This window comes from Neisseria yangbaofengii (assembly GCF_014898075.1).
In the GTDB taxonomy this organism is placed as follows: Bacteria; Pseudomonadota; Gammaproteobacteria; order Burkholderiales; family Neisseriaceae; genus Neisseria; species Neisseria yangbaofengii.
Window position 1 is genome coordinate 2,091,719 of the sequence record NZ_CP062976.1, and the last position, 15,736, is coordinate 2,107,454.

Annotated in this window: 13 protein-coding genes; 7 read left to right on the forward strand and 6 right to left on the reverse strand. The window is 42.5% G+C overall.

Going from position 1 to position 15,736, the window contains the following annotated elements; translation table 11 throughout:
- The first annotated feature begins 46 nt into the window (after window positions 1-46).
- From rpsP to H4O27_RS10295, 7 genes are all read left to right on the forward strand, one after another.
- The gene (gene rpsP, locus H4O27_RS10265; protein WP_095503708.1) at window positions 47-295 is read left to right on the forward strand and encodes a 30S ribosomal protein S16; all 249 of its coding nucleotides are present in this window, start codon (window positions 47-49) and stop codon (window positions 293-295) included.
- A 16-nt stretch (window positions 296-311) separates the two neighbouring features.
- Window positions 312-821: a ribosome maturation factor RimM gene (gene rimM / locus H4O27_RS10270; protein ID WP_165006479.1), complete on the forward strand. Its 510-nt coding sequence runs from the start codon at window positions 312-314 to the stop codon at window positions 819-821.
- The gene (gene trmD, locus H4O27_RS10275) at window positions 821-1,570 is read left to right on the forward strand and encodes a tRNA (guanosine(37)-N1)-methyltransferase TrmD (protein WP_165006482.1); all 750 of its coding nucleotides are present in this window, start codon (window positions 821-823) and stop codon (window positions 1,568-1,570) included. Before rimM ends, trmD begins: the two co-directional genes overlap by 1 nt.
- 13 nt (window positions 1,571-1,583) lie before the next feature.
- Window positions 1,584-1,949: a 50S ribosomal protein L19 gene (rplS, locus tag H4O27_RS10280; protein ID WP_095503711.1), complete on the forward strand. Its 366-nt coding sequence runs from the start codon at window positions 1,584-1,586 to the stop codon at window positions 1,947-1,949.
- A 934-nt stretch (window positions 1,950-2,883) separates the two neighbouring features.
- On the forward strand, window positions 2,884-4,854 hold the full coding sequence (locus H4O27_RS10285) for a DNA methyltransferase (RefSeq protein WP_165006485.1): 1,971 nt from the start codon (window positions 2,884-2,886) through the stop codon (window positions 4,852-4,854).
- A 1-nt stretch (window position 4,855) separates the two neighbouring features.
- Window positions 4,856-7,789: a type III restriction-modification system endonuclease gene (locus H4O27_RS10290; RefSeq protein ID WP_165006488.1), complete on the forward strand. Its 2,934-nt coding sequence runs from the start codon at window positions 4,856-4,858 to the stop codon at window positions 7,787-7,789.
- 259 nt (window positions 7,790-8,048) lie between these two features.
- Window positions 8,049-8,927 (forward strand): LysR family transcriptional regulator, encoded by an 879-nt coding sequence (locus tag H4O27_RS10295; protein ID WP_165006491.1) that lies wholly within the window; start codon window positions 8,049-8,051, stop codon window positions 8,925-8,927.
- A 190-nt stretch (window positions 8,928-9,117) separates the two neighbouring features.
- On the opposite strand, the gene H4O27_RS10300 is transcribed toward H4O27_RS10295, so the two are convergent.
- From H4O27_RS10300 to rhuM, 6 genes are all read right to left on the reverse strand, one after another.
- Entirely contained in the window at window positions 9,118-10,059 is a 942-nt protein-coding gene (locus H4O27_RS10300) for a site-specific integrase (protein WP_165006494.1), read from the reverse strand.
- A 91-nt stretch (window positions 10,060-10,150) separates the two neighbouring features.
- A complete protein-coding gene (locus tag H4O27_RS10305; protein ID WP_226883398.1) occupies window positions 10,151-10,681 on the reverse strand; it encodes a restriction endonuclease subunit S in 531 nt (176 codons plus the stop codon).
- Between the two features lie 58 nt (window positions 10,682-10,739).
- Entirely contained in the window at window positions 10,740-12,353 is a 1,614-nt protein-coding gene (locus H4O27_RS10310) for a type I restriction-modification system subunit M (RefSeq protein ID WP_165006497.1), read from the reverse strand.
- 104 nt (window positions 12,354-12,457) lie between these two features.
- Complete coding sequence (locus H4O27_RS10315) at window positions 12,458-13,462, reverse strand: Fic family protein (RefSeq protein WP_165006500.1); 1,005 nt, start codon at window positions 13,460-13,462, stop codon at window positions 12,458-12,460.
- Between the two features lie 9 nt (window positions 13,463-13,471).
- Complete coding sequence (locus H4O27_RS10320; RefSeq protein WP_165006503.1) at window positions 13,472-14,710, reverse strand: restriction endonuclease subunit S; 1,239 nt, start codon at window positions 14,708-14,710, stop codon at window positions 13,472-13,474.
- A 33-nt stretch (window positions 14,711-14,743) separates the two neighbouring features.
- Window positions 14,744-15,736: a RhuM family protein gene (gene rhuM, locus H4O27_RS10325; RefSeq protein WP_165006506.1), complete on the reverse strand. Its 993-nt coding sequence runs from the start codon at window positions 15,734-15,736 to the stop codon at window positions 14,744-14,746.

Here is a 15,736-nt window from a genome sequence, read left to right on the forward strand (position 1 = left end):
AATAAACAGTTTCTATATCTCCGAATTTATCAAAAGGACTCAAAAAATGGTAGTTATCCGTTTGGCTCGCAGTGGCTCTAAACACCGCCCTTTCTACAACATCGTGGTTGCTGATTCACGCAACCGTCGCGACGGCCGCTTCATCGAGCGCGTTGGCTTCTACAACCCAGTTGCCAACGAAAAACAAGAACGCGTACGTTTAGCTACTGACCGCCTGAACCACTGGATTGGTCAAGGCGCGCAATTGAGCGAAGCCGTTGCCAAATTGGTTAAAGAGCAAAAAGCTGCTGCTTAATTAACCGCATATTGCCATGACAGACACGCAACAATGGGTGGCCATGGGCTACATTAAAGGCGTATTCGGCGTAAAAGGCTGGCTCAAAATCGCTGCCAACACCGAATACACCGACAGCCTGCTGGACTACCCTCAATGGCGGTTACACAAAGACGGCAAAATCGTGACCGTCACCATCGAAGCCGGCAAAGCCGTCGGCGATGAATTGCAGGTAAAATTCGAAGGTATCGATGACCGCGACCAAGCATTTTTACTGCGCGGTTATACCATCGAAATCCCCCGCTCCGAATTTGCCCCTACAGAAGAAGACGAATTCTATTGGGCGGATTTAGTGGGCATGACCGTTGTCAACCAAGAAGGCTTGACTTTGGGCACTGTCCAAAACCTGATGGAAACCGGCGCCAACGATGTATTGGTAATTCATGGCGAATACGGTCAAAAATTGATTCCGTTTGTGTCAAAATACATTGGAAACGTAGATGCCGGCAAGCAGACCATCACCGTTGACTGGGGCTTGGATTACTGATGTTGGTTCAAAGCATCACCCTGTTTCCGGAAATGTTTGACAGCATTACAGAATACGGCGTGACCGGTCGGGCAAGAAAACAGAATTTATGGCAATTTAAGGCCATTAATCCGCGCCAATTTGCCGACAACAAACTCGGCTACATCGATGACCGGCCTTTCGGCGGCGGCCCGGGCATGATTATGCAGGCGCCTCCGTTGCAAGCTGCGATTGAAGAGGCGAAAAAAAACAGCCCAAGCCACAGCAAAGTCATTTATCTCAGCCCGCAAGGCGCATTGTTCAACCATCGGAAGGCGGTTGAATTGTCGCAATCAGACAGCCTGATTTTATTATGCGGACGCTATGAAGGCATTGACGAGCGCTTGTTGCAACAGAACGTTGACGAAGAAATCAGTATGGGCGACTTCGTCGTTTCCGGTGGCGAATTACCGGCAATGATGCTGATGGATGCGGTATTAAGATTTGTACCCGGTGTATTGGGCGATATTCAATCTGCCGAGCAGGATTCGTTTTCAGACGGCCTGTTAGACTGCCCGCATTACACCAAACCTTTAGAATTTCAAGGTATGGCTGTGCCGGATATTTTGCGTTCGGGCAACCATGCATTGATTGCCGAGTGGCGGTTGAAGCAATCGCTGCAACGCACTTTAGTGCGCAGACCGGATCTTCTGGAAAAGCGCAGTTTAATCCCAAAGGAAACCCGCCTCTTACAAGAAATCTTGGCAGAGCAACGGGAAATCCAATCATAATCTAGGAAAAACAATGAACCTGATTCAACAATTAGAGCAAGAAGAAATTGCTCGTTTGAACAAAGAAATCCCCGAATTCGCACCGGGTGACACCGTAGTCGTGTCTGTACGCGTGGTAGAGGGTACCCGTAGCCGTCTGCAGGCTTACGAAGGTGTAGTAATCGCCCGTCGTAACCGTGGCTTGAACAGCAACTTCATCGTGCGCAAAATCTCTAGCGGCGAAGGCGTTGAGCGTACTTTCCAACTATACTCTCCAAACGTTGAAAAAATCGAAGTTAAACGCCGTGGTGACGTCCGCCGTGCGAAACTGTACTACTTGCGCGGCCTGACTGGTAAAGCAGCACGTATCAAAGAAAAATTGCCTGCCCGTAAAGGTTAATTTACCGGTAGTATGTAGCAGTTGCACAAAGTCATTTTACTAAAAAACAAAAGTCCTGACTTATTAAACCAAGTTAGGACTTTTTTATTATGACACAAAATTTATCAGGTAAGCGTAATTTGAAAGGTTATTGAAGGAAGCTCAAAAACAATCGAAGAAAAATAGCGGTGATGTACCGCCATTCTTGTTTCCACTTCCATTGGATTACTTTATATCGTTTTTCTCACTTCCCCCAACATAACTGGCAAAGCATCTCGAAAGCTTCCGCATCAGATAGTCGGGTCATCTTGATAGTCGAAAGCATGCGGGCTTTACCCGTTAAAAGGAAGTGTTGCGCCATGATATAACTACATCTTTAATTTATATTGAAAATTTTTTTATCGAAAAAACGCTCAAATGTAGGTAGAATGTGAAATCTCAAACACAAATATACGCTAATTTGCGTAATTTACCAATATTTAACAACTATAAAAATGCACAAATGCATATATCGGAAAGATTGCAACTAGTCTGTAAGCATAAAAACTGGAAAATCAAAGAATTTGCAGAATTACCTTATCGAACTATGTAAGGCTATATCGGTGGCGAACGCGAACCAAATGCAGAAGGTATGACAGCAATCGTTAAAGCAGAAGTTAATCTAAATTGGTTGGCTAGTGGAAATGGTGAAATCTTTATTGATCAGATACAACAACCGATAAAATATAAGTCTGGGAGAAACGCAATTACTTAAGCATTTTAAGGAATGTAATGAGATGGGGAAAAATGCCATTGAAATTACATCATCTGCTATTTCACAAAATGAAAAATTTATCAAATAACATATTGATCATCTAACAGGAGTTTCCATAATGTTCAACGCAACGCAACGCAACGCAACGCAACGCAACGCAACGCAACGCAATAGTTTAAGCCCCGTTTTGGAGATAAGTCAATGATTATCTCCAAAAATTTCCTTCTCGACTCCCCGACTACTGCTGTCGAAACGCTCAAACAGCTTTTCCCCGATTGCTTTGACAAAGACGGTGCATTTTTGCCTGAAAAAATGGCAGAGCAGCTGCAAAGTGCTAATGTACCCGTCAGCCGTGAATACTATACGCTAAACTGGCTGGGCAAATCTTATGCCCGCTATTTGCGGGATTGTCCGCCTACCGTGCTTTTGGCGGAAGATACTGCCCATAACAGTCTGCCTCAAAACCAAAACAGCCAAAACCTGCTGATCAAAGGCGATAATTTAGAAGTGCTGAAACACTTAAAACACGCCTATTCAAACCAAGTCAAAATGATATACATCGATCCGCCCTATAACACGGGTTCAGACGGCTTTGTTTATCAAGACGACCGCAAATTTACCCCCGATGAGCTTGCCGAACTTGCCGATATGAGCGTGGACGAAGCCAAACGGGTGCTAGACTTTACCGCCAAAAAATCCAATTCCCACAGTGCGTGGCTTACCTTTATGTACCCACGCCTGTATATCGCCCGTGAATTATTAAAAGACGATGGCGTGATTTTTATCAGTATTGACGATAATGAACAGGCGCAACTCAAACTGCTTTGTGATGAGGTGTTTGGGGAGGAGAATTTTGTTGCAAATGTTATTTGGCAAAAGAAAACAGGTGCTTCTGATGAAGGAGATATTGCCACAATTACCGAATACATTTTAATGTATCGTAAAACAGATAAATTTGTAGCAGGGAAAAATAATAGTTCTTATGATTTTAATAGATACAACCAGAAAGATGAGTATTTTGAACAGCGTGGTAGCTATTATACTGATAACTTGGATAGAGGAGGGTTGCAGTACAGTGATAGTATGAATTTTGGTATTAAATGTCCAGATGGTTCTTTGGTTTTCCCAAATGGAAGAAGTAAAAAAGTAGAAGAAGGTTGGATTTGGAAATGGAGCAAAGAAAAGGTTAAATGGGGCTTTGAAAATGGCTTTTTAGAAGTCAAAAAATCCACGAAAAAAGAATGTGGCTGGGCAGTGTATTATAAGAATTATTTATTAGTAGATAATGAAGGAAATAAAATAGAACGTTCAGCTCCTTATAAAAACCTAATTATTGATGATGTTTTGAATACTGACGCAACACTGGAATTGAAAAAGTTATTTAAAGCAAACAAAGTTTTTAGTTCACCAAAACCAAGTTTATTAATTGAAAAATTGATAAATTTAGTAGAGTTTGATAATAACGATATTATTTTAGATTTTTTTGCTGGTTCTGGAACGCTTGCTCATGGTGTTATGCTGTCTAACCTTCATGAAAATACAAATCTTAAATTTATTTGTGTTCAATTATCTGAAAATTTAGATAACGCATTAAGAACAGCTACTGGCAAGCAAAAAGAGATTGTCAAAAATGCTATTAGATTTTTAGATAGTATTGACAAAGAACATACCATTTTTGAAATTACCAAAGAACGCATTATTCGCTCTGCTCAAAAAATCCAAACCGAAAATCCCGATTACCAAGGCGATTTAGGCTTTAAAATCTTTGAAACCGTGCCTGATTTTCGTGCTGTTGATAACGAATTTAGCCCACAGTTTGAATTACCTGAAACGCTCCATGCTCATTTCAGCACCGAGCAATACCAAACCCTGCTGACCACTTGGTGCATTTATGACGGCAATTTGCTTACCCAAAGTGTAGAAGCAGTGTATTTGGGCGATTATCTTGCCAATCGGTGCGGGGCAACTTTGTATTTAATCTACCCTGATTTTGACAGTGAGGCGATTAAAGCCCTGCTGGATAAGCTGGATAATGATACGGATTTTGTCATTGAGCGGATTGTGTTGTTTGGAGCAACGGTTGAAAGTGCCAAGCAAAGAGAGTTAAAGCAGGCATTGGATACTTATAACAATAAAAAGAATGTGCATTTGTCGCTTTTGGTGAGGTATTAAGATGAAAAAAGGATTTCACTACGAAAAGCATTTGCCCCATCAGCAACAGGCGGTCAGTTCGGTATTAAGCGTTTTTCATCACACCAATAAACAGGATAACGATAAGGGTGAAAATCCGACTTTGACATTATCGGGAAAGCAATATCAAGACAATATCTGCCAAATTCAAAAGGTAAATGCCATTGATAAAACGCCTGATTTTTCTAATGTGTTAGACATCTCTATGGAAACAGGCACCGGCAAAACCTATACCTATACCCAAACGATGTATGAAATGCACAAAATGCTTGGCGTGTATAAGTTTGTGATTGTCGTGCCGACTTTATCCATTAAGGCAGGGACGGAGCAGTTTTTAAAATCGGATGCGCTCAAAAACCATTTCCGCTTAGATTTTGACAATGCCTATGGACAAGCCCAAATCGAGCTATATGTGGTAGAAAGCCAAAAGGCAAAAAAAGGCAAGCGAATTAGTCCGATGCCGTCTGAAATCGTGCGGTTTGTGCAGGCAGACAAAACCGATAAAATCCATGTGTTGCTACTGAATATGGGCATGGTGAACAGTAAAACGATGAAAGGCGAGGACAGTGGCAACGACGGCAGTATGTTGCTTAAAGATAAATTTGATAAGCCTTTTGAAGCCATTGCGTCTGTTAATCCGATTTTGATTATTGATGAACCGCACCGTTTTGATGACGGCAATAAAACTTGGCAAGGTTTAATGAGCTTTTCGCCACAATACATCTTGCGATATGGGGCGACTTTTAACGATAAATTTAAAAATCTGATTTACCGCTTGAGTGCCGTTGATGCGTTTAATCAGGATTTGGTTAAAGGGGTGAAGGCTCATATTCAAACCGTTGACGGCGATGACAAAACCAAGATTAAATTTATTAAAAAATTAGACAACCATTCGGTATTGTTTGAATTAAACCAAAATGGCAATAAGCAGGAATTTCGTTTATCACAAGGCGAAAGCCTGCAAAAGGTACATCACTTAATTGATGACTTGAATTTGACCAGCATTCACGCCAAAAAATCACTCATCACATTAAATGATGCGATGGAATTGGAGGCAGGCGATACGTTTAAACCGTTTTCTTATGCCAATAAAGTAACCGATGCGATGATGCGCCAAGCGGTGCGTGTGCATTTTGACAATGAACGCCTGCTCTTAGACCGAGCAGATAAAATCAAGCCTTTAACGCTGTTTTTTATCGATGACATTGCAGGCTATCGTGATGGCGGTAAGATTGCAGGCAGTCTGAAAAACCGTTTTGAGCAGATGGTGCGTGCAGAAGCCCAAAAGGCATTGGAAACGGCGGAGGAAGGAACGGCGTTCTACCGCTCTTTGCAGGCAGTGCTAAACGATGTATCGGCGACGCACGGCGGTTATTTTTCCAAAGACAATAGCGTGGACGATGAAAAAATCGCCCAAGAAATTAACGAAATCCTGCACGATAAAGAAAGTTTGCTTTCGCTGGATAATCCACGCCGTTTTATTTTTTCAAAATGGACCTTGCGTGAAGGTTGGGATAATCCCAATGTGTTCGGTATTTGTAAACTGCGTTCCAGCGGGTCGGAAACCAGTAAGCTGCAAGAAGTGGGGCGAGGTCTGCGTTTACCGGTCAATGAATATATGAGCCGTGTTAAAGACGGCGATTTTAAACTGCATTATTTTGTGGACAGCTCTGAAAGCGATTTTGTCGCTAAACTAAAAGCGGAAATCAACCAATCGGGCGAGCAGGAAGTGATTTATGAGAAGTTAAGCGATGCGTTGTTTGAAAAAATCAAATCTGTTTATCCTGATGTTAAGAAACGCCCATTAATGAATGAGCTGTATGAAGCGGGTGTGATTGATGATGACGATAATTTTACAAGTGGCGGTTTTGAACAATTAAAACGCCAATTCCCCAATGCCTTTACGGTGGCGACACTCAAAAACGGCAAAATCAGCGACAGTAAAGATAAATCCAAAACCAAAGTTGCCGTGCGTATCGGTAAATACGATGAATTAAAGGCGTTATGGGAAGCCATTCATCAAAAAGCGGTTTTGCAGTACAGAATGAGTGAGAGCGATACACTGGCGTTGTTTAAGGCATTTTTAAAGGAAAACCAAAAGCGTTTTACCGCCACAGGTATCCACATTCAGACGCAAAAGATGATTAAAACGGCGGATAATCGGATTGATTTTCAAACTCAAACAAGCGTGGAAAATGAATGGTTTGAGCCGATTGTAACGATGAGTTATCGCGAGTTTTTGACCAAACTTGCCCAAAAAGCCTACATACGAATGCACACCTTGCACCAAGCCTTTTTCGAGTTAAAAGATGAACTTGATATTGCCAAGTTTATGAATGATGACACGATACGCTTTATCGTATTTGGCTTTAATGATTATTTGTTGGCACATTCGTTAAGCAGGTTTGAAGTGGGTTATCAAAAAATCAGCAGTCAAGTACATCCGACCAAGCTCACTGACAAACAGGGCAAGGTATTATCCGAAATCAACATCAACCAAGATTGGGGGGTAGTCAGCGAAAACGAACTGCCATTGGATAGCTTTTTGTTTGACAAAGTGTTTTTTGACAGCGAAATCGAACATCAAAACATCACTGATGGCGAAATTCAAGAAGTTACCGTTTTTACCAAAATCCCCAAAGAAGCCATTAAAATCCCTGTGGCGGGCGGCAAAACCTATTCGCCCGATTTTGCCTATATTGTCAAAACCCGCAACGGCGAAACATTAAACTTAGTGGTGGAAAGTAAAGGCGTGGCGGGCGAGAGCCATTTACGCCAAACCGAAAAGCAAAAAATCAAGCACGCCGAGCGGTGGTTTGAGGCAATGAATACCAATGCCCGTATCAAAGTAAAATTTGCAACGCAATTTGAAAGCGACAAAATAGTAAAAATCATTGAACAGGCTTCGATTGGATAAACCACTAACACAACCCGCAAAATTTTGCGGGTTTTATTTTGGCTTTTTGCCATCAAAACGCAATCCACAGCGAAACCCGCCCTTTTTTATGTCTGCTTTAGTGATAAGCCCGCCTTTATCATCGGTACTCAATTTGATAAGCCGGATTTTTTCTTTAATATAAACAAATTAGATGACTTGGTAGCGGCGTTATATCTTTTCAAATTTTTATGAAAAGACGTTAAAATAATAACCTAATTTGCAAAACTGAGAAGATAAAATGGACTTAAACAACCTACGATTATTCGTCGCCGTCTGCCAAGCCCAAAGTTTTTCCAAAGCCGCCGAACAGCTTGAAATGCCTGTGGCGACGGTGAGCCGCCGTATTGCCGAATTTGAAAAATCACTGCGTACTCAGCTGTTTGACCGCTACAAAACGGGCGTAAAACCCACCGCACTGGGTTTGCAGCTTTATGAAAAAGTCTATTTGAGTTTGGATAATTTAACCCAAGCCACGCAAGATTTTGTCGGCGACCAGCAAGCGTTGAGCGGTTATCTGCGAGTTTCCACGGTGTCCGCCTGCGAGCCGATTTGGTCGGCGATTGTCGCTTTTCAGACGGCCTATCCGCAAGTTAAGGTGCATTGTCAGGCGACGGATCGGGTATTGGATTTGATTGAAGACGGCATCGATGTGGCGTTTCGAATGGGCGATTTACGCACCGAAAACGTCATCGCTCGCAAGATAATGGAACTAAAATCGATACTGCTCGCCCACCCTGATTTTCTCGCCAAACACGGCACGCCGCAAATGCCTGAAGATCTCGCCGCACTTCCCTTTGCTTGCTGGGCTAGAGCAGGGCAAAAAACCGCCACGCTACACTTAGGCGATCAAGCGGTCAAAATCGAGCCGATTTTTACCTCAAACGATGTGTACGCCATCGCCCACCAAGCCAAAACCGCCCATGCCATCTGCCAACTGCCCGACTATATGGCAAGCGAACTTGTCGAAAAATTCGGCTTAGTGGAGCTGTTAAGCGACTACCCAGCAACGACTTATCCTGTCCACGCCATTTATCCTGCCCACCGCCATCCGTCTGCGGTGGTGAAGGCTTTTTTGGGGTTTTGTGAAGATATTTTGAATGTCGGTAGGTTGGGTTAGGCTTTTGAAAGCCGTAACCCAACGTTTTCAAATAGTTAAATAAAGTTGGGTTACGCTTGTGCCTCGCTAACTCAACCTACAAAAACCGCCCGCTCTTTTTGTACAAGCGGTCTTATTTTTCAAATTTTCTGCAAAATACCGTCTATTCCCCTGTTTAAACGGCATTTCCTCTTGGTGAAATCACTCACAATTACAAACTAGAAATTGACCGCATCACCAAATCAATGTCTTTATTTTCCAGCTCTTGAATAATGTGCAAGTAGGTTTTTTGGGTGGTGGTCATACTGGCGTGTCCCAATCTTCTGGCAACGCTGGCGATAGATACGCCGGCAAATAGCAACAAAGAAGCGTGCGTATGCCGCAGTCCGTGGATAGAAATGGCAGGCAAGCCAGCATTTTGGCAATGGCGGATCAGCACATTATTCACCGTGGAATTAAAAACCCTGCCTTTAACAAACATCGGTTCGTCTTTGGGCAGGTTTTTGGTCAGCTCGGCAAATTGGATAATGGTCTGCCAATCTAGCTGCACTTTACGCACAGACGAGCGGTTTTTGGTGGGTAAAAATCCGCCGTGATCTTTGTAATTCCACGTTTTATTGATGGACATAATTTGTCGCGAAAAATCAAAATCCTGTGGCGTGAGTGCAAGGGCTTCAGAAAAGCGGATACCCGTTTTGGCTACCAGCAAAATCAGCCAATCCCAACTGATCGGCGGTGTTAAATCCAGATCGCTAATCAATTTGTGCAGTTCAAACTGGTTTAGGTATTTATGGCGTTTCGGGCGTGGGTTTTTGCCTTTGATGATGGCTTTTCGGGTGGGATCTTTGCTGATAATGCCTTCATCAACAGCGTCTAAAATTGCCCCTTTTAACTGGTGATGAAAATCCATCGTGGTTTGGCGTTCGTGGTTTTGGGCGTAGTCGTTGAGCAGTTTTTGATAGTTGATACGGCTCATCTGTTCCAATGTCAGCTCGGGGGCAAGTTTTTTGACCCAATCAAGCGTCATATGATATTTTGCCAGAGTAACTTTGCGTACCGCACCTTCTTTATAAATCTGTATCCAACGTTCGTAATAGTGATAAAACAGTTCGCCGTTAGGGTTTTGCTCTGGTTGATTAGCTGAAGTGTTCATAGTTTCTCCTTAAAAAATAAAAGTTAGGTTCATCAAAAGGAATGCTCATTTTGCCTTAACTTTTTATGGATTGAGAAAAAATGATAATGTGCTAATGCTTACGCTGATGAAGCGTAATCAGCCCGTCAAGCCGTCTGAAAAAGTCGCCGATGGTGGTTTGTTCGGCTGGGTTAGTTGGAATGTAAACCCTAATCTTGGATAAGTCATTGGCGTTAATTGCTGGGTAGCTTGTGCCTGTGCATTTATCCAAAACTTTACGAACAAAATTTTCTTCTTGGACACAACTAAATAAAAAATAACTGCTTACACTTGGTCTTAATTGAGCATAACCAGTTGAAAAAACGAAAATTTTATCACCAGAATTTAATTCAAAAAGATAATTATTTTTTTGATAAGGTCTTACCGTTTGATAAAAAATATCGCCTTTTTGTGCCAATCTTTGAGCTCTGGACGGAGCTGAATTTTTGTATTCAGTACGGTGTGCAATCATTTCAGTGCCAATAACTGATTCCAAATCCACATATTCAAATTCATCTGGTAATGTGGATTTTGGGTTAATTTCCACCACATTCCCCAACTCTTCCAGTTCCCAATCGTCCGCATTTCCCCCCAAAAAAAGCACAAAAAAAAAGCAACGCTCATTAGAGCATTGCTTTTTGTTTGCTAGGGTTATGGATTGATTAGACTTCCACGCCCAACAGTTTTAATTGCTCGGCGATTTCGGCTTCAAGTGCGGCGATTTCGGCTTTATCTTGGGCGATTTGGGCGTTGATTTCGTCTAAATCGATGGTTTCTTCCTGCTCAAACGTATCTACATAACGTGGAATGTTTAAATTATAGTCGTTAGCGATGATTTCTTCACGGCTGGCGACATAGGCGTATTTGTCCACGTTTTGGCGGTTTTTGTAGGTCTCAATGATTTTGGCGACCTGTTCGTCGGTCAGGCGGTTTTGGTTTTTGCCTTTTTCAAATTCATTGGACGCATCAATAAACAACACATCTTTGTTTTTGCGGTTTTTCTTAAAGACCAAAATAGTGGTCGGAATGCTGGTGCCGTAGAATAAATTGGCTGGCAAGCCAATCACCGCATCCAAGTAATTGCCCTGTGCGGTGGTTTTGTCATCGCCGATAATCGCCTTGCGGATTTTGCCTTCTGCCGCACCACGGAACAATACGCCGTGCGGTAGCACAATCGCCATTGTGCCGTTATCGCTCAAATGATAAAGACTGTGCAAAATAAAGGCATAATCGGCTTTTGATGCTGGTGCTAACGCCCCAAACGGCGAAAAGCGCGGGTCTTTTAATTTGCGTTCATGGTTGTCCCAGTTGGCGGAGTAAGGTGGGTTGGCGACCACCGCATCAAAACTGCACAAAGGTTTGTCCACGCCGTCCATATCCACGCCGTCCGGCCAGTCGCTATCTAGGGTGTCGGCATTTTTCAGGGTCATATTTTGATAGGATACGCCGTGCATCATCAGGTTCATACGTGCCAAGTTGTAGGTGGTGGTATTGAGTTCCTGCCCGTAGTATTTAATGGCTTGATTTTCCGGCAATTCATTACCCACGGTTAAAAGTAGCGAACCTGAACCCATGGTCGGGTCGTACACCATAAAAAATTCGTCCGCTTTTTTCGTGGTGTTTACGGTAACCAATTTTGCCAAAATTTTAGACACTTGGTGCGGCGTGTAGAATTCGCCGCCTTTTTTGCCGGCAGATGCAGCAAATTGCCCGATCAGATATTCATAGATTTCACCCAAAATATCTTTGCCGTCATCGTCTTTATAATCAATGCTATCCACCAAGGTAACAATACCGCTTAAGGATTTGGCACGCTCATTGGTACTTGCACCAAGGCGGGAATTGCCTAGATTGATGTCATCAAATACGCCTCTAAAGTCCGCTTCGGCATTGGCATTAATCGCCGCATTGCTATTGAAATTATCAAATAAGGCTTGATAATCGCTCGGCACAACTTCGGCATTATGAATACGGGTAACAAGGCTGTCCCACGTATCTTTTGGGGCAATGGCATAGCCCAGCGATTGGGCGATTTCTTCCAAATAATCGTCTAAATCATCGCCTGCGGCTTGCTCGCCGTAAGCCTCATTTACGCTTTGCCCTGCGGTAACCGTAACAAGATCATTGTCTAGCAAATACTGTTCTTGGTGCTTGGATAAATAGCGATAGAACATAAACGCCAAAATATAATCTTTGTATTCTGATGCGTCCATTGTGCCACGCAGTTCATTTGCCATTGCCCACAGTTTGGCGGTAATGGTTTGGATATTGCTCATAAAAAAACTCCACCTAGTCAAATTAAAAATTAAGATAAAAGTAAGGTTAAACCAAAGTTAAAACCCAAGTTTAACCGTCAAACCAAAGTTAAAAATCAAATCGCTCATTCATTAAGCGGCTGATTTTGCTGATTCAGTCGGTAAATTCGCTGTTTGTTTTCACCCACAGCTTCCAACAGTCCTTGAGCTGTCCAGTTTGACAAATAACGGCGAACCGTGGCGGCAGATTTGCCCAATAAAACCTGTGCTTGAGCGTTGTCAATCTGTCCATACTGCAGCAAATGGCGATGCACTTGGGCGAATAGTGGCGATTGTGTATCGCTCATCTTATCGCTCACTTTATCGCTCATTTGAACGTGAGCGGTAGAATATTTATCCAAAGTCTGACTAATCATCTCCAGCATAAACATCACAAACGCCGTAGAATCATTGGCTTTGTCCGCTGATCCTAATGCCCGATAATAGCCGTCTTGGTTTTCGTGAACCATCGTCTCAACAGGCAGCCACGCAAATAAGGGATTGAATTTGGCAAGCATAACACTTTGCCACAGCCTGCCCATACGTCCATTACCGTCGCTAAATGGGTGAATGACTTCAAGTTCATAATGTACCACCGCACTTTTGACCAACATCGGCGTATCGTCATTTTTTGCCCATGTGAGCAAATCCGCCACCAACTTTGGCACAAATTGCGGTCTTGCTCCCACATGCACCAAGCCGCCGCCGCTATTAAAAATCCCCACATCGCCAGAGCGAAATGCCCCAGCATCGGCGGCAATACCTTGCATCATCAGCCGATGAGCCGCCAACAAATCCGCCACGCAATAAGGATCAAAGCTCATCATGGCATCATAGGCATCATAAGCGTTTTTGGCTTCTTGAATGTCTTTGGGCGGTGCAAAAACGGCTTTGCCGTCCAGCACATCACTGACCTGCTCAAGCGTTAGCGAGTTATTTTCAATCGCTACCGATGACCAAACCGATCGGATTCGGTTTTGTTTTCGCAGTTGTAAATTGCGTTCATATTCAAATTGCAAAAAACCAAATTTTTGCGAAATCTCCACCAGCAAATTGAGCATGGTGTTATCCAAACTAAAAGGCGGTTTCATTACGCCTCCTTAAACAAACATCTGCTGTAATAGCGATTTTTTTAGTTGTTTTAAATGCTCTAGCTTACGCTGATGAAGCGTAATCAGCCTGTCAAGCCGTCTGAAAAAGCCGCCAATGGCGGTTTGTTCTGCTGGAGTTGTTGTCTGAATGGGAATAATTGACAAGTCCCCTAAATAAATTCCAGGCTGAGCCGAAATAACTTGCCTTTTTTTTAATTCATTTTGAAATTTCTCTGTTTGAATTGTAAAAAATAAAAAATCTGACAGAAGCTCTTTTTTAGGTCTCAAATAAGCAACACTACGCTGAAATGTAATGTTTTCAACATCTTCCAGTACAGCCGTTTCCCCAATAGAACCAACTATTGTTAAAAGAACATCGCCTTTTTGTAGATTAAAATTTTTATGAATTGATTGAAAATCCGTCAAAGATATTTTTCTATCTGTTTCATCAAAATTTACTTTTCCATTTTTGATATTTTTCGCACTTAATAAAAATGCTCCTGTTTCTTGAACATCTTTATGCGTGCCGTGTGTACCATCTTTTAACAAATCTAAAACTTTTCCCAACTCTTCCAGTTCCCAATCGTCCGTAAATTGGGGAAAACGAATTTCAGGAATGTTTTGCCCGTTTTGCGGGAACATTTTTTGTAAAAGTCCCTTTTTCAGCGTTTGGGTATGCTCTAACTTACGCTGATGAAGCGTAATCAGCCCGTCAAGCCGTCTGAAAAAGTCGCCGATGGCGGTTTGTTCGGCTGGGTTGGTTGGGATTTTGATTGTTTTTTGCAATAAATCGGCTTTTGTAATCCCTTTAATTGATGTGCCTTGAACTTTCTTACTTTCTGATTTTAACAATCGGTAAGTGCCGTAAGTTGCAAATAATTCATCTATTTTTAAATTGCTAATAGATAGAAAATCTTGGCTTGTTGCATAATCAAAAGGAACTAGCGAAACCTTGCCTACGCCTACTCTAGTAACGATTGCAATAGAATTTTTGGGGATTAGTTTTGCTGCGGATTTTTGTAATCCTTGCTCAGAAACAAATTTTTTAGGCGTAATATCCAAAACATGATCTTCTTTAATATCTGACGATTGAACCCAAGGAATTTGACCATTCCAAAAACTTTCATTTCCTGTATTGGGCGTTCCCCCACCAATAAAATCTGCACCAATATCCCCCAATTTCCGTTGTTCCCAAGCGTCCGTAAATTGGGGGAAACGCCGTTTTGGTATATTGTTGATTTTGTTCATATTTTCTCTCCGATTGTGATAATTGACTTGTTATCACTTTTCAAGCGTTTTAAGCTGGTGATTTAGGGCGTTAAAGTAATCTGTCTGCACTTTGCTGATTAGTGTATGACTTTGTCGGTATTTTTGATATTCTGCATCGGCTTTGGCTTCGGCTGTTTCTCGGCTGATTTTACCTTTATCTTGCAAAATATCCGCCCGTTGGAAAGTCAAATAGCGGTCAAGCTCGGCTTGCCAGTCCGCCATTGTCATAGCGGTTTGGGTTTCCGCTTGGTATTCGGCAGTATCCAAATAGCTGGAGACAATCAAATTCAGGCGGTTTAGCTCTTTTTCGTTCAGGTAGTTTTTTGAAATGGTCAGATCCGATTTTTTCGGATAATCTCCCTTAAAATTCGTCAAACCCAAATCAGGCTTATCCGCATCAATTCGGCTAAAAATCAGCTCGGGGGCGGTCATACCCGTTACCGCATACAGCATTTTATTTTGTACTGTCTGAAAAAATATTCTAGCAGTGTCGCTTTTGCCATCATAGTCAATACTGGTGGCAAAAATATCTAAAACCTGCTGATAAAATATGCGTTCGCTGGTGCGTATGTCTCTGATACGTTTTTGCAGTTTTTTGAAATAATTCAAATCGCCAGAGAGCTTTTCGGTATCCAGTGCTGCACCTTCTATTAGGTATTGTTTTAATACGCCAGATGCAAAACGTCTGAATTGTGCGCCCCTTGCCGAACGCACCCGATAGCCGACCGCCAAAATAACATCAAGATTGTAAAAGCCGACGTTTCTGGTTTGGAGATTATCCTGCATGGCTCCGTGTTTAGTGGTTGTCAACTGATAGTTGACAACCACTTTTTCATCAAGCTCACCTTCGGCAAAAATCGCTTGGATATGCTTGCTGATATTTTGTTTGCTGGTGGCAAACAGTTCCGCCATTTCCAGTTGAGACAGCCAAATTGTGCCGTCTTTTAGGTGCAGTTCTACTTTGGTTAAGCCGTCTTCGGTGTTGTAAATCAGTATGTCGTTCAT

Coding starts and splice junctions, on each gene's coding strand:
- H4O27_RS10295 (WP_165006491.1), top strand. CDS start 8,049: ATGGACTTAAACAACCTACGATTATTCGTCGCCGTCTGCCAAGCCCAA.
- H4O27_RS10285 (WP_165006485.1), top strand. CDS start 2,884: ATGATTATCTCCAAAAATTTCCTTCTCGACTCCCCGACTACTGCTGTC.
- H4O27_RS10315 (WP_165006500.1), bottom strand. CDS start 13,462: ATGAAACCGCCTTTTAGTTTGGATAACACCATGCTCAATTTGCTGGTG.
- H4O27_RS10290 (WP_165006488.1), top strand. CDS start 4,856: ATGAAAAAAGGATTTCACTACGAAAAGCATTTGCCCCATCAGCAACAG.
- trmD (WP_165006482.1), top strand. CDS start 821: ATGTTGGTTCAAAGCATCACCCTGTTTCCGGAAATGTTTGACAGCATT.
- rimM (WP_165006479.1), top strand. CDS start 312: ATGACAGACACGCAACAATGGGTGGCCATGGGCTACATTAAAGGCGTA.
- rplS (WP_095503711.1), top strand. CDS start 1,584: ATGAACCTGATTCAACAATTAGAGCAAGAAGAAATTGCTCGTTTGAAC.
- H4O27_RS10300 (WP_165006494.1), bottom strand. CDS start 10,059: ATGAACACTTCAGCTAATCAACCAGAGCAAAACCCTAACGGCGAACTG.
- H4O27_RS10310 (WP_165006497.1), bottom strand. CDS start 12,353: ATGAGCAATATCCAAACCATTACCGCCAAACTGTGGGCAATGGCAAAT.
- rhuM (WP_165006506.1), bottom strand. CDS start 15,736: ATGAACGACATACTGATTTACAACACCGAAGACGGCTTAACCAAAGTA.
- H4O27_RS10320 (WP_165006503.1), bottom strand. CDS start 14,710: ATGAACAAAATCAACAATATACCAAAACGGCGTTTCCCCCAATTTACG.
- rpsP (WP_095503708.1), top strand. CDS start 47: ATGGTAGTTATCCGTTTGGCTCGCAGTGGCTCTAAACACCGCCCTTTC.